Below are 14,936 nucleotides of genomic sequence, written 5' to 3' on the forward strand. Positions count from 1 at the left end.
CCCTCAGTGGCAACGGGTCAGGTGGGTCTCGCGGGTTGCGGGCGGATTGCTGCGCAAACCTGCGGAACAATTCGCGCCACCCATCTGTTATAATACATGATGGCGTGGTATAACATCATGAGTCCAGAGATTTCGCGCAATCCGAATGCGCCCTGCCCGCAAGAGATTAAAAAATGAGCGCCTATCAGCCTGACACCGTTGCGGACCTGATTCACGACCAGCTGCGCCAGCAGATCTGGGGCGGTGCATTGCTTCCGGGGGACAGGGTTTCGATCCGCGCGCTCGCGCAGCAGCGTGGGGTCAGCGTCATCCCGGTGCGCGATGCGGTGCGCCGGCTGGTGGCGGAGGGCGCGCTGTGCTTCGTGGACAGCCGGACGATCGAAGTGCCGCGGATGAGCCTTGCCAATCACCGCGACGTTCTGTTCGCCCGCAGCCAGCTCGAGCCGGAACTGGCCCGCATGGCCTTCGGCGCGCTGACCCAGGCCGATCTGGACTTCATGATCGAGACCGACACAGTGATGGACCGCGCCATCGAGGACCACGACATCCAGTTGTATATGCGCACGAATTTCGATTTTCACTTCCGCATCTACCGTAAGGCGGAATCGCCCACGCTGCTGCGGCTGGCGGAAACGCTGTGGCTGCAATACGGGCCATCCATGCGCTATATCGCGCGGGAATATGGCGCCGAGCCCGTAGCGATCGATTACCACCAACACGCGATCGCGGCCCTTGCACAGCGCGACAAGGACGCTTTCGTCGCCGCCCTGCGCAGCGATGTCACCCAGGGCATGGACTTCATCCGCAAGGCAGGCCTCGGCACCGAACGCTGAGCGGCGCGCCGGCAAGCGCGCCCGCGCCGCGCCGGAATGCTCAGATCTGCCCGAGGCAATTGCGTGCATGCAGCTCTCCTCTTGCGCCCTGCCCGCAGGATTTGCGGAGCGAGGCCCTCCCGAATCCCTATGCAAATCCCGTGCCACGGGCGGTACAGCCGCTCCGGAAGGCCCGAAACCGCATGGATACGCTCAAAATTTAGCCGCTCACCGCCGCGCCACTTGTTTTTGTGTATACGACGCGCGCTGGCATCGCCCTTGCAAGAATAGGGCATTGGCCTCGGGGTGCGCCGCCCGGGCGCCTCGGGGCGAAACAGCATGCATTGACAGGATCGGAGCCGCGCATGACAGAATTGGGCCCGCAGGGCAGCACCCGCCCGCAGAAGACCGGGGACCGGATGACCGACGCCGATCAGCCAGACGACCGCCGCGTGCTCGTCGATACCCTTGCGGGTGACGGCACGATCCGCGGCTGCGATGCCGAACAGGCGCAGCTGCTCGGCTATGATGTGGCGGAACTGATCGGCCAGCCCATGTCCCGGATCTACCTGCAGGGCACCTGCGACCACCTGCACCAGCTGCTTCGCTCTCCGCCCCCCGGGGAGGTCCCGCGCGCGCTGGAGCTCCGGCACCGCGATGGCCGGACGTTCCATGCCCTCGCAATCGCGGGCGGCCACAGGGCGCCCGATGGCACGCCACTCCTGCAGCTCACGAAATGGATCCGCGCGCCTGCGGCGCTGAGCCCGCCACAGGCGGAAGAGCTGGCCATTCTCGCCGATATCGTCGCCTGCTCGGCCGACCCGGGCTGGTGCATCGAATTCGACGAGCCCGTGGACCTTTCCGCGCCCGAACAGGAGATCGTCCGGCAGATTTTCGGCAACCGTCGCCGCTGGCGGCTGTGCAATGCGGCCATGGGCCGTTTCTACGGCCTGCCCGACGGCGAAGATCTGAACGACCGGCCCGTCAGCGAAGTCTTCGGCCGCAATCCGGAGAACGAGAGCTTCGCGCTGGAGCTGATCCGGAATGGCTTCGATGTCGCCCGCGCGCTCTCCTACGACACCCGCTACGATGGCACCACCGTCCCCGTCGAGAACGATGTCCGCGGCCATATCCGCGACAACCGCCTCTATCGCATGTGGGGCACGGTGCGCGACGTGACCCAGCACCTGCACCGCGTGCAGGCACTGCGCAAGCGCATCGCCGGGCTCGAACAGATGCTGGCGGCCGTGCCGGATCCGCTGCTGGTGGTGGATGCGGCGGGCATCGTCGCGCATGCCAATCTCGCGGCGGAGGCCCTGTTCGCCCTCCCCCCCGATTGCATCGGCGAACAGCCCTTCGACCGGCTCGTCGGCCCGGAAGCCCAGGCCCGCGTTCTGGCCGGGCTGCTGGAGCGCAGTGCCACCGGCCGACTGCGCGCCCCGATCCGCACCGAAATCCGCACGGCCGATGGCCCCATCGCAGCAGAGCTGAACGCAGCCCGGCTGAGCCTCGATGGTGAGGCCTGGATCACCATCACCCTGCGCCGGGTGGCGGCGCACCCGGCCGAAGCCCTGGGCCAGGGGGCGGCATGAGCACAGCCCCGCCCGTCTCGGCTACCGAAACCATCCTGCGCGGCCTCGGCGCCCTGCCCGATGGTGTCGTCGTCGTCGCGGCCGATCGGCGGATCCTGTTTCTGAACGCAGAGGCGAGCGCTATGCTGGGGCTGCGCCCGGCAGAGCTGGCGGGGGAGGATTTCGGGCGGCTCGGTGCCACCGGCGGTTACGATTGGGAGGCCGTCCTCGCGGCACTGGCCGAGGGCGCGAACGGCGATTTCCTGCTGCGCGGCGGGCTGCGGGCCGCGGTTTTTGTGGCCCTGCGCCGGATCGGCCCGGGCAGCGCCATGGTGATGCAGCTGCGCGACCTGGAGGTGCTGGATCACGGGCGCCGCCGCGCGGCCGGCGGCGGGCGCCCTCCGGCCGAGGGCTTTGCCGCCGCGCGCAAGCTGCGCCCCGATTTTGCCCGCCAGCGGCAGATCTGCCGCCATCTGGACATGATGATAGCCCGCGGCGAAAAGGCCCTGCTGCAGGGCGCGAACCTGCTGATCACCGGCGAAAGCGGCGTCGGCAAGACCGAAATCGCGCGGCACCTGCATGGCTATGTCGCGGCGCCTGACGACCCGTTCGTCGCCGTCAATTGCGCGGCCATTCCCGCCGCGCTGTTTGAAACGGAGCTCTTCGGCTATGAGAAAGGCGCCTTCACCGGGGCGCTGAGCACCGGCAAGAAGGGGCTGGCGGAGCAGGCCGATGGCGGCACCCTGTTCCTCGACGAAATCGGGGAGATCCCGCTGCCGCTGCAGGCCAAGCTGCTCGCCTTTCTGGAGGAGCGCGCCGTGCAGCGGGTGGGCGCGATGCGGCCAAAGCCGGTGACCTTGCGCGTGATCTGCGCCACCAACTGCGACCTGCGCGCGATGGTGGCCGAGGGGCGGTTCCGGCTCGATCTGTACTACCGGCTCGCGGTGATCGAGCTGGCGCTGCGCCCGCTGCGGGAAACGCCGGAGCTGATCCCGCATCTGGTGGCGCGCTTCGTCCAGGCGATGAACCAGCGCCTGCCGGAGCCGCTGGAAGTCGGCGCGGAGCTGCTCGGGCGGCTGAAAACGCATGGCTACCCCGGCAACATCCGCGAGCTGAACAATCTGCTCCAGCAGCTGATGGTGATGAGCGAGACCGAAGTGATGGCCCGGCTGGACCCGGCTCCGGCGCTGCCTTCGGCCAGCGGCGGGCTGCAGGCGCAGGTGGCCGAATTCGAGCGGGGCCTGATCGAGGCCGCGATCCGCACGCATGGCAGCAAGCGGCGCGCGGCCGCGGCGCTGGCGGTCGATATCGGCACGATCGTGCGCAAGACGCGGCCCGCGGGTTAGGGGGCGGCGATGGAGATAGACCTGTCGCTCGGCCTGGAGGCGCGCCACATTCCGGCGCTGACCCCGGAGCTGCGACAGGCAATCGCGCTGCTCGGCATGGGAGCCGAAGACCTGTGCAGCGCGCTGCGCGATCTCGCGCAGCACAACCCGTTCCTGCATGTACGCGCGCCGCCGCCTGCCCCGCCCCGCGAACCCGAGGCGCAGCGCCCGAGCCTGATCGGGCATGTGCTGAGCCAGATCCCCCTGTGCGGCCTGACCCGGGCCGAAAGCCGCCTCGCGCTGCTGCTGGCCGAGGCTCTGGCGCCCTCGGGCTGGCTGCGCGAGACGCCGGAGGCCATCGCTGAGGCGCATGGCCTCGCGCCCGGCGCGCTGTGCCGCGTGCTGGAGAAGCTGCAGCGGATGGAGCCCACCGGCCTGTTCGCGCGGGGCCTCGCCGAATGTCTGCGGCTGCAGCTGGAGGAGCATGGCCCGCCCGATGCGGATGCGCTCGGGCTGCTCGGCCACCTGGATGCGCTGACCGAAGGCGGTCCGGGCCTGCTTGCCCGCCGCAGCGGGATGTCGCGCCCGCGGGTGGAGGCCGCCCTCGCGCGGCTGCGCCTGCTCGATCCGCAGCCGGGACTGGCCTTCTCCGCCGCACCCGCACAGATCGTCGTGCCGGATCTGCTGCTGCGGCGCGGGGCGGCGGGCTGGATGCTCGCGCTCAACCGCTCTGCCCTGCCGACGGTATCGGTAGACGGGGATCTGCTGCGCCAGATCGGCGGCGCCGATAAGGAGCTGCGCGCAGCCTTCGGTACGGCGCGCTGGATCCGCGCCGCGGTCGCGCACCGCCACCGCACGGTCCTGCGCATCGGCTCCGAGCTGGTCCGCCGGCAGGGCGCCTGTTTCGAGGGCGGCCCGGCCCTTCTGCAACCGCTCTCGCAGCGCGATCTCGCCCGCGGTATCGGGCTGAGCGAGAGCACGATCAGCCGTGTCGTCAATGCCGTCTGGATGCAGACCCCGGCCGGCACGATTCCGCTGAAGCGCCTGTTCACCACCGCAATCGGGCCTGCGGAGGCCGAGCTTTCCCCGCCCCGGCTGATGGCGGAAATCCGGGCCATCCTCCGTGCGGAGCCCGCCGCCGCGCCGCTGACGGATGCCCAGATCGCGGCTCGGCTCGCAGCGGCGGGATACAGCGTCGCGCGCCGCACGGTGGCCAAATATCGCGTACGTGCCGGGATCCCCGGCGCCACCGAAAGGCGCCGGGGCGCAGGCGGTGGCACGGATCTTGCATGATACACCAGCAGGCGGGGAGACATCCGCCGCGATCCCGACAGGAGCCCCACGATGGACAGCCAGACCGACGATATCCCCTATCTGGACCTCTCCGCCCCGGATTTCTCGATGCGTTCGGAGGCGGTGACTGCCGCGCGCGAGAAAAGCTGGTACGCCCGCACCAATTACGGCATCGCCATCCTGCGCTATGCCGAAGCCGCGAAGCTGATCCGCGACCCGCGCCTGCGCCAGGGCTCGCATGCCTGGCCCGCGCATAACGACGCCACCGGCAGCTTTGCCGACTGGTGGCTGCGGATCATGCTGAACCGCGAGGGCGCGGATCACCAGCGCCTGCGCAGGCTGGCCGCCCCGGCCTTTTCGCCGAAGATCGTGAAGGTGCTGCGCCCGGAGTTCCAGGCGCTTGCGAATGAGCTCATCGACGCTTTCATCGACCGGGGCCGCTGCGAGTTCGTCTCGGAGTTTTCCGAGCCCTATGCCACGCGGGTGATCTGCCTGCTGCTCGACACCCCGCATCAGGACTGGCGCCATCTGGTCACCCTCGCGGCGGACATGGGTCTCGCGCTCGGGACGAGCTACACGCAGGATCAGACGCAGGTGAATGCCGCGACCGATCAGATGGTGGATTATGCCCGCGGTATCGTGCGCAGGCTGCGCGCGGGCGGGCTCGATGATGGCTTCGTCTCGTCGCTGATCCGCGCGCATGACGAGAACGCGGCGCATCTGAGCGAGGAGGAGATGATCGACACCATCGTGCTGTCGATCTTCGGCGGCATCGACACCACCCGCAGCCAGGTGGCCCTGGCGATGGATGTCTTCGTGCAGCATCCCGAACAATGGGCCCTGCTGGGCGCGGATCCGGAGCTCGCGCGGCCCGCGGTGGAGGAGGTGATGCGGGTGCGCCCGACCGTCACCTGGGTCACCCGCGAAACGCTGGAGGAGCTGGAGTTCCAGGAGCTGACCATTCCCGCCGGCACCACCGTCCACATGTTCAGCCAGGCCGCCTGCTCGGACCCGTGCGCCTTCGAGACCCCGGGCTTCGACATCACCGTGACAGACCGCAAGAACCATTTCGGCTTCGGCCTCGGCGCGCATTATTGCATCGGCCATTTCATCGCCCGCGGCGACATGACCGAGGCGCTGGCCCTGCTGGCGCGCCGGCTGCGCAACCCGCGGCTGGACGGCACCCCGGAATATCTGCGCGACAGCGGCAACACCGGCCTGCTGCGCCTGCCCATCGCCTTTGACGCCTGAGGACAGCCGATGCTCGAAGACCTGCTCGCCACGCTCGATGCCCGCGGCATCGACATCCTCCATGTCGGCCAGTTCGACAACATGGGCCTGTTCCGCGAACGGCGCCTGCGCCGGGCGGCCTTCGCCGAATGGGCGCGGGCGCCGCAATTCGCCAATCTGCTCGGCCATTGGGACGCGGGCGAGGGGCTGATCGGCGGCGGCCCGTACCGCACCGAACGGCTGGAGATAGATCCGGCCTCGCTGCGCCCCTTCGCCTTCGAGCCGCATGCGGCCTCGCTGATTGCGGATCTGGCCGGGCAATATGCGCCGATCATGCCGCGCAATGTGCTCAAGGCGCAGCTCGCGCGGGCGAAGCAGATGGGGTTCGACGTGCGCGCGGCCTTCGAATTCGAGGTGATCTTCCTGCGCGAAACCGCCACCAGCCTGCGCGAGAAGGGCTTTGCGCCCCCCGCCCCCTATGCCGAGGACAACAAATGCTGGTCCGGCACCACGGGCGCCGCCGAGGCGGGCTTCGTCACCGAATGGGAGCAGGCCCTGCTCGGCCACGGGATTGATCTCTTCGGGGTTGGCGGCGAGCTGGGCCCCGGCTGCTTCGAGGCGACGCTGGGCGCCACATCGGGCCTCAAGGCCGCGGATGACGGCGCCTTCTTCCGGCTGGCCTCGCGCGCCTTCGCCCGCGGGCGCGGCCTGACGGCCACGTTCATGCCCTCGCTCGGGCCGGAGTATCCGGGCCTCGGCGGCCATCTGACGCTCTCGCTCCTGGACCGGAGCACCGGGCAGAACCTGTTCGCCGCCCCGGACGGGCAGACGAACCCCCTCGCACGCGCCTTCATCGCGGGCATGATCGCGCTCGTCCCCGAGACTTTCGCGCTCGCGGCCCATACCGTCAATGCCTACCGCCGCTTCGCGCCGGGGACATGGGCGCCGAAATCGGTGAACTGGTCGGAGTGGTGCTTCACCACCGCGGTGCGTTCCTGCCCCTCTGCGGAGGAGACGGCGCGGCTGGAGTTCCGGCTGCCGGGCGCGGATTGCAACACGCATCTGACGCTCGCGCTGATGCTCGCAGCCGGGCTCGACGGGATCGAGCGCGGGCTGAGCGCCCCCGACCCCACCCCCGAAGCCGGCCCGGACGACATCACCGGCACGCCCCTGCCCGTCACGCTCCAGGAGGCCACAGTGCGGCTGCGGGCGTCGGAGCGGGCGCAGGTCCTGTTCGGCGCGCCTTTCGTGGAGAATTTCGCGGCGTTTTGCGCGGCGGAAACCGCGAGCCTTGCCCGCGAGGTGACGGCGGCGGAGCGGCGGCGCTATCTGGAAGGCTGAGGCCGCTGGACCTTCGCACCCTGGCGGCGCATATCTGCGCCAGGTGCTGCTGCCCTGGCCGCTGTATTTGATCATCACCCGCTGCACAATTGCAGCACCCCGGCCGAGAAGCCCGGGGCATCCGGAGAAGCCCATGAAGATCTGCATTCTGGAGACCGGACTGAATTCCGAAACGCTGGTGGCCACGCATGGCCAGCCGGCGGATCAGCTGCAGGCCTGGCTCCGCCCGGAGTTGCCCGAAGCGGTGTTCTCCACGATCCGGGTGCTCGAGGATGCGCCTCTGCCCGCCAGCCCCGCGGCCTTCGACGGCTATCTGGTCACCGGCTCGCCGCATGGGGTCTATGAGGACCTGCCCTGGATGCGGCGGCTGCAGGCCTTCCTGCGCGCCGTCGCTGCGGCGGAGGTGCCGATGGTCGGGGTCTGCTTCGGGCATCAGGTGATGGCCGCGGCCTTCGGCGGCCATGTGGCAAAATCTCCGCTCGGGTTCCGGACCGGGCCGCAGCAATATCGCTTCGACCCCGAATTTGGCCTCGCCGACGGCACCATGATCGTCTTCCACCAGGACCGCGTGGAAACGCTGCCGGAAGGCGCGGCCCATGTCGGCGGCAACGCCTCCTGCCCGATCGGCGCGATCCGCTACCGCTTCCCGGCGATCTCGCTGCAATTCCACCCCGAATTCGACAAGACCTTCTCCGCGGCGCTCGCGCGCGACCTCGCGGGCAGCGCGATCCCGCCCGAACAGGCCGAAGCCACGATTGCCGCGCTCGCGACGGCACAGGTCGATGCCCGGGCGGTCGCGCAGCGCGCGGCGCGGCTCTTCCGCGACAAGGCCTGACCCCGCAGGCGGCTCATTTATCGCAGCGATAGGCCGGGGCTATTTGCGAAACCCGCCGCCTTGCCGAATAGTCCGGCTCAGAGGCGGGCCGGTGGCCGGAAATGGCCCCGCAGAAACCCCGCCCACAGCACTATCGCACGCTGCTTTGAACAGGGAAAACCGATGAATCGCATTCTCGCCGCCGTGGTGGCCAGCTTCCTGACCCTCGCTCCGGCCGTGGCCGAACCCGTCGCGGGCGGGCGCGCCAATGTCGTGATCCAGCCCGAACCGCCGAGCCTGATGCTGGGCCTCGTGCAGAACGCGCCCACCCAGCAGATCGCGGGCAACATCTATGAAGGCCTGCTGCGCTACGACACCGGGCTGAACCCGATGCCCTCGCTCGCGAAGAGCTGGGAGGTCTCGGAAGACGGGCTGACCTACACGTTCCACCTGCAACAGGGCGTGAAATGGCATGATGGCGCGGCCTTCAGCGCCGATGACGTGGTGTTCACCGCCGATGTGTTCCTGCGCAAGCAACACCCGCGGTTCCGCGCCATCCTCGCCCATGTGGACACCATCACCGCGCCCGATGCGAACACCGTGGTGTTCAAGCTGAAATCGCCCTTCGGCCCGTTCCTGAACAGCTTCGAGGTCGGCTCGATGCCGATCGTGCCGAAGCACATCTATGAGGGCACCGATTTCCAGACCAACCCGGCCAACAACACCCCGATCGGCACCGGCCCGTTCAAATTCGGCGAATGGCAGAAGGGATCCTTCATCAAGCTGGTGAAGAACCCCGACTACTGGGACGCAGGCAAGCCCTATCTGGACGAGATCTACTGGCATGTGATCCCGGATGCGGCCTCGCGCGCCGTGGCCTATGAGACCGGGCAGGTCGATATCCTGCCGGCAGGCTCGATCGAGACTTTTGACATTCCGCGGGTCTCGGCGCTGGAGAACACCTGCATGACGGAATCGGGCTGGGAATTCTTCGCGCCGCAAAGCTGGGTCTGGATCAACAACCGCCAGGGCCCGACCGCGAACAAGGATTTCCGCCAGGCGATCATGTATGCGATCGACCGCGACTTCATCAAGGACGCGCTGTTCAACGGGTTGGGCAAGGTCTCGAACGGGCCCTTCGCGGCATCGACGAAATACAACGACACCGGCATCAAGCCCTATGCCTACGATCCGGAGAAGGCGAAGGCGCTGGTGAAGGCCTCGGGCTACAAGGGCGAGACGCTGAAGCTCGTGCCGATGCCCTATGGCGAGACCTGGATGCGGCTCGGCGAGGTGATCAAGCAGAACCTCGAGGATGTGGGCATCAAGGTCGAGATCGTGGCGACGGATGTGGCCGGCTGGAACCAGAAGCTCTCCGACTGGGACTTCGACCTCTCCACCACCTATCTGTACCAATACGGCGATCCGGCGCTCGGCGTGTCGCGGACCTATATCTCCTCGAACATCGCCAAGGGCTCGCCCTGGAACAACGTCGAGGGCTATTCGAACCCGAAGGTGGATGCGCTGTTCGATGCGGGCGCGGGCACGATCGACCCGGCCAAGCGCCAGGAGGCCTATAGCGAGGTGCAGCAGATCCTCACCGACGAGGTGCCCAATGCCTGGCTGCTGGATCTCGGCATGCCGACGATCAGCCGCTGCAATGTCAAGGACCTGATCACGACGGGCATCGGCCTGAACGACGGGTTCAAGAACGCCTATATCGAGAAGTGACGCAATCCCCGGGCCGGCAACGGCCCGGGGTTTCCGCCCGAGGATACCCGCCATGAAGATCGTGACCCGCGTCGTCGGGCGACTGGCCAAGGCCGCCATCGTGCTGCTGGCCATTCTTGTTCTGAATTTCCTTCTGATCCACGCCGCCCCCGGGGATCCGGCCGCCGTTATGGCGGGCGAAGCCGGGGCGACGGACGAGATCTTCCTGACCCAGCTGCGCGAGAAATTCGGCCTGGATCAGCCGCTCTATATACAGCTCTGGACCTATGTCGCCGATGTGGCGCGGCTGGATCTGGGCTATTCCTACCGCCAGCAGATGCCGGTGCTGGACCTGATCCTGGATCGCCTCCCGGCGACGCTGCTGCTCACCGGGACGGCCTTCCTCGTCTCGCTCGGCTTTGGCGTGTTGGCGGGGGTGCTGGCGGCAAGCCGGGTCGGCAAATGGTCCGATACGCTGATCTCTTCGGTGGCGCTCCTGTTCTATGCAACGCCGCTGTTCTGGGCCGCGCTGATGGGGGTGCTGCTGTTCTCGGTCACGCTCGGCTGGCTGCCGCCCTTCGGCTACGAAACCGTGGGCTCTGGCTTCACCGGCCTGCGCCGCGCGCTGGATATCGCCGAGCATCTGGTGCTGCCCGCGGTTTCGCTCGGGCTGTTCTTCACCGCCGTCTACAGCCGGATGACCCGCGCCTCCATGCTGGAGGTGAGCCAGATGGATTTCGTGAAAACCGCACGCGCCAAGGGCCTCGCTCCGGCCGTGATCCAGCGCCGCCACGTTTTGCGCAATGCGCTTTTGCCGATCGTCACGCTGGCGGGCCTGCAAGCCGGGCAGCTGGTCGGCGGCGCGGTGCTGACGGAAACCGTCTTTGCCTGGCCCGGCATCGGGCGGCTGATGTTCGAGGCGCTCACGCAGCGCGATTACAACGTCCTTCTGGGGGTGTTCTTCGTCTCGGCCGCGATGGTGATCCTGTTCAACCTGATCACCGATCTCGTCTACGGGATCGTCGATCCCCGCATCCGCGTGGAGTGAGCCGATGGAATTCTGGAAACGTTTCGCGGCAAACCGGGGCGGTGTGATCGGCCTCGTGCTGCTGGTGCTGATCGTGGCGGTTGCGGTGGCGGCGCCGATGCTGTTCCCGGGCAATCCGTGGAAGATGGTATCGCGCCCGTTCCTGCCGCCGTTCGAGAATGCGAAATTCCTGCTCGGCACCGATACCGTCGGGCGCGACGTGGCGGCGGGGCTGGCGCATGGGGCGCGGGTGTCGCTCCTGGTGGGGCTGGTCTCCACGCTGGCCGCGCTGATCATCGGCATCCCGATGGGGGCGCTTGCGGGCTATTTCGGCGGCTGGGTCGATGATGCGCTGATGCGGGTCACCGAATTCTTCCAGACGGTGCCGAGCTTTGCGCTCGCCATCGTCATCGTGGCCATCTTCCAGCCCTCGGTGGTCTCGATCACGCTTGCCATCGGCATCGTCTCCTGGCCGCCGGTGGCGCGCCTTGTGCGGGGCGAGGTGCTCTCGCTGCGCAAGCGCGAATATGTGGAGGCGGCGATCCTGCAGGGCCTGTCCGCGCCACAGATCATCCTGCGCCAGGTGCTGCCCAATGCGATCTCGCCGATCATCGTCATGGCCTCGCTGATGGTGGCCTCGGCGATCCTGCTCGAAAGCTCGCTGAGCTTCCTCGGGCTTGGCGATCCGAACATGATGAGCTGGGGCTACATGATCGGCGCCGCGCGCACGGTGATCCGCCAGGCCTGGTGGCTCTCGTTCTTCCCCGGCGTCGCCATCGTGCTCACGGTGCTGGCGCTGAACCTGATCGGCGAAAGCCTGAACGACGCGCTGAACCCGCGCCTGTCGCGCCGGAGGACCTGATGGAACCGACCCTCAGCATTCAGAACCTGACGATCGACCTGCCCCCCGGCGCGGACCGGCCGCATGCGATCCGCGATGTATCGCTCGCGCTTTATCCGGGCCGCACCCTGTGCATCGTGGGCGAATCCGGTTCGGGCAAGTCCATGTCGGCCAATGCGGTGATGGGGCTGCTGCCCAAGGGCGTCACCGTGGGCTCCGGCCGGATCCTTTTTGAGGGGCGCGACATCACCCGCCTCACCGAGGACCAGTATCAGGACCTGCGCGGCGCGGGCATCGCGATGATCTTCCAGGAGCCGATGACCGCGCTGAACCCGCTGATGAAGATCGGCGCACAGATTGCCGAGGTGTTCGAGGCCCATGGCCGCCTGACACCCCCGGAGCGGGCCCTTCGCGCGCTGCAGCTGCTGCGCGAGGTGGGCATCCCCGATCCGGAGCGCGCGCAATTCGCCTATCCGTTCCAGCTTTCGGGCGGGCAGCGCCAGCGCGTGGTGATCGCGATGGCGCTGGCGCTGGAGCCGAAGGTTCTGATCGCGGACGAGCCCACCACCGCGCTCGACGTGACCACCCAGGCGCAAATCCTGCTCCTGATCAAGGAGCTCCAGACCCGTCACGGCATGGCGGTGATGTTCGTCACCCATGATTTCGGCGTGGTCTCGGAAATCGCCGATGATGTCGCCGTGATCGAGCTCGGCGAGCTGGTGGAGCAGGGACCGGCCTCCAGGGTGCTGGTGACGCCCGATCACCCCTATACCCGCCGCCTGATCGACGCGATCCCGAAGGTGGTTTTCACCGAAACCGCGCCGAAGGCGGAGCCGCTTTTGCGCGTGCGCGACCTGGTGAAGGAGTTCCGCACCGGCGACCGGGTGGTGAAGGCCTCCGATCATGTCTCGGTCGATCTGATGAAGGGCGAGACGCTGGGGATCGTGGGCGAATCCGGTTCGGGCAAATCCACCCTCGGGCGCGCCATCGTGCAGCTGATCACGCCCGATGCCGGCACCATCGAAATGGACGGCAAGGACATTTCGCATCTGCGCGGCGCGGCGCTGAAGGCGCACCGGCGGCGGATCCAGATGATTTTCCAGGACCCCTACGCCTCGCTCAACCCGCGCGCGCGGATCGGGCGCATCCTGACGGAAGGCCCCGTGGCCCATGGCAAGCCCCGCGCCGCCGCCGAAGCGCGGGCGCGCGAGCTTCTGGAGCTGGTGGGCCTGAAGCCGAGCGCGATGGAGCGGTTCCCGCATGAATTCTCGGGCGGGCAGCGGCAGCGGATCGGCATCGCCCGGGCGCTGGCGCTGGAGCCCGAGATCATCGTGGCGGATGAGGCCGTCTCGGCGCTGGATGTCTCGGTTCAGGCGCAGGTTCTCGACCTTCTGGAGGATCTGAAGGCGCGGCTCGGGCTCACGATGATCTTCGTCACCCACGACCTGCGCGTCGCGGGCAAGATCTGCGACCGGATCGCGGTGATGCGCCAGGGCCGGATCGTCGAGCTCGGCCCGGTGGCGCAGGTGTTCCGCACACCCAGCGAAGAGTACACCCGCAGCCTGCTGGATGCGGCACCGGGGCTCGAGCTGCAATGATCGCGGAACTTGCCGAAATCGTCGGCGCGGCCAATGTCCTCACCGGCACCGACATGGCCCGCTGGTCGCGGGACTGGACCGGCCATTACACGGGCAGCCCCCGCGTCGTGCTGCGCCCCGGCAGCCGCGACGAAGTGGCCGCGGTGCTGCGCTTCGCCGCGGCCCGCGGCATCCCGGTGGTGCCGGTTTCGGGCAATACCGGGCTCAATGGCGGCGCGCTCGGCACGGATGCGCTCGTGATCGCCCTGGACCGGATGAACCGGATCCGCGAAATCCGCCCGCAGGCGCGGGTGGCGGTGGTGGAGGCAGGCGTCATCGTCGATGCGCTGAACGCGGCCGCCGAAGACCACGGGCTGATCTTCCCGCTGGCCTTCGGGGCCTCGGGCTCCGCCATGATCGGCGGCGTGCTCTCCACCAATGCGGGCGGCGCCAATGTGCTGCGCTACGGCAACACCCGCGATCTGTGCCTCGGGCTCGAAGTGGTTCTGGCCGATGGCCGGGTGATGGACCTGATGCAGGCGCTGCACAAGAACAACGCGGGCTTCGATCTGCGCGACCTGATGATCGGCGCCGAGGGGCAGCTCGGCATCATCACCGGCGCGATCATGAAGCTGCACCCGCGCCCGAGCGAACGCGCCACAGCGATGGTGGCGATGGAGACGCTGGATCCGGCAGGCGCGCTGCTCAACGCGCTGCAGGATGCATCCGGAAATGCGGTGGTGGCGTTCGAATTCATGCCGCGCAGCTTCGTCGAGGGGCACTTCCTGGTCGATCCGAAGGCGCGCGAGCCCTTTGCGGCGCCGCATGCGGTGAACCTTCTCATTGAGCTGGCCGCGACACGGCCGCTGGGAGACGCGCTGGAGGAGGTTCTGGCGGGCTGGATGGAGCGCGGCATCGTCACCGATGCGGTCATCGCGCAGAACGAGGCGCAACGGCGCGAGATGTGGGCCCGGCGCGAAGCCGCGGCCGAGATTTCCTTCCGCAAGCATCCGGTGATCGACACCGACATCGCCGTGCCGCGCGAATGCGTGCCGGAATATCTGCGCGCGATCGAGCCGCGGCTGCGCGCGGTCGATCCGGGCTGCGAGGTCTCCTCGGTCGCGCATCTGGGCGACGGCAACATCCATTACTGCTGCTACCCGACCGAAGCCGCGCTGATGGCGCCGCTGCGCGCGGAAATCGACGCGCTGGCGATGGAGATGAACGGTACGTTTTCTGCGGAGCATGGTGTCGGGCTCTCGAAGCTCGCGCCGATGGCGCGCTACAAGGATCCGGTGGCGCTCGAGATGATGCGCCGGATCAAGGCCGCATTCGATCCGCAGGGCATTCTCAATCCGGGCAAGACCCTCCCCCAAGGCTGACCCGGGGAACAGG

At 68.0% G+C, this 14,936-nt stretch carries 12 protein-coding genes; all 12 read left to right on the forward strand.

Going from position 1 to position 14,936, the window contains the following annotated elements:
• The first annotated feature begins 173 nt into the window (after positions 1-173).
• The 12 genes from ACOMG5_RS11230 to ACOMG5_RS11285 all read left to right on the forward strand — a co-directional run bounded on the left by ACOMG5_RS11230 (position 174) and on the right by ACOMG5_RS11285 (position 14,923).
• Positions 174-833, forward strand: a complete 660-nt coding sequence (locus tag ACOMG5_RS11230; protein WP_420343891.1) for a GntR family transcriptional regulator — start codon at positions 174-176, stop codon at positions 831-833.
• Between the two features lie 344 nt (positions 834-1,177).
• Positions 1,178-2,404, forward strand: a complete 1,227-nt coding sequence (locus ACOMG5_RS11235; protein ID WP_420343892.1) for a PAS domain-containing protein — start codon at positions 1,178-1,180, stop codon at positions 2,402-2,404.
• Positions 2,401-3,729 carry a sigma 54-interacting transcriptional regulator gene (locus tag ACOMG5_RS11240; RefSeq protein WP_420343893.1) on the forward strand — a complete coding sequence of 443 codons (1,329 nt, stop codon included), beginning with the start codon at positions 2,401-2,403 and terminating at the stop codon, positions 3,727-3,729. Before ACOMG5_RS11235 ends, ACOMG5_RS11240 begins: the two co-directional genes overlap by 4 nt.
• Before the next feature lie 9 nt (positions 3,730-3,738).
• Positions 3,739-5,001, forward strand: coding sequence for an RNA polymerase factor sigma-54 (locus ACOMG5_RS11245; RefSeq protein WP_420343894.1), 1,263 nt, complete (start codon positions 3,739-3,741; stop codon positions 4,999-5,001).
• Positions 5,002-5,052: 51 nt separating this feature from the next.
• Positions 5,053-6,252 carry a cytochrome P450 gene (locus ACOMG5_RS11250; protein ID WP_420343895.1) on the forward strand — a complete coding sequence of 400 codons (1,200 nt, stop codon included), beginning with the start codon at positions 5,053-5,055 and terminating at the stop codon, positions 6,250-6,252.
• A 9-nt stretch (positions 6,253-6,261) separates the two neighbouring features.
• Entirely contained in the window at positions 6,262-7,572 is a 1,311-nt protein-coding gene (locus tag ACOMG5_RS11255; protein WP_420343896.1) for a glutamine synthetase, read from the forward strand.
• A gap of 133 nt (positions 7,573-7,705) precedes the next feature.
• Positions 7,706-8,407 carry a type 1 glutamine amidotransferase gene (locus ACOMG5_RS11260; protein ID WP_420343897.1) on the forward strand — a complete coding sequence of 234 codons (702 nt, stop codon included), beginning with the start codon at positions 7,706-7,708 and terminating at the stop codon, positions 8,405-8,407.
• A gap of 162 nt (positions 8,408-8,569) precedes the next feature.
• Positions 8,570-10,117 (forward strand): ABC transporter substrate-binding protein, encoded by a 1,548-nt coding sequence (locus ACOMG5_RS11265; protein ID WP_420343898.1) that lies wholly within the window; start codon positions 8,570-8,572, stop codon positions 10,115-10,117.
• 52 nt (positions 10,118-10,169) lie between these two features.
• Positions 10,170-11,144, forward strand: coding sequence for an ABC transporter permease (locus ACOMG5_RS11270; RefSeq protein WP_420343899.1), 975 nt, complete (start codon positions 10,170-10,172; stop codon positions 11,142-11,144).
• Between the two features lie 4 nt (positions 11,145-11,148).
• On the forward strand, positions 11,149-11,985 hold the full coding sequence (locus ACOMG5_RS11275; RefSeq protein WP_420343900.1) for an ABC transporter permease: 837 nt from the start codon (positions 11,149-11,151) through the stop codon (positions 11,983-11,985).
• Complete coding sequence (locus tag ACOMG5_RS11280) at positions 11,985-13,562, forward strand: ABC transporter ATP-binding protein (RefSeq protein WP_420343901.1); 1,578 nt, start codon at positions 11,985-11,987, stop codon at positions 13,560-13,562. Before ACOMG5_RS11275 ends, ACOMG5_RS11280 begins: the two co-directional genes overlap by 1 nt.
• Complete coding sequence (locus tag ACOMG5_RS11285) at positions 13,559-14,923, forward strand: FAD-binding oxidoreductase (RefSeq protein WP_420343902.1); 1,365 nt, start codon at positions 13,559-13,561, stop codon at positions 14,921-14,923. Before ACOMG5_RS11280 ends, ACOMG5_RS11285 begins: the two co-directional genes overlap by 4 nt.
• The last annotated feature ends 13 nt before the right edge of the window (positions 14,924-14,936 follow it).

The sequence above is a fragment of the Paenirhodobacter sp. genome, assembly GCF_041916475.1.
Lineage (GTDB): Bacteria > Pseudomonadota > Alphaproteobacteria > Rhodobacterales > Rhodobacteraceae > Rhodobacter.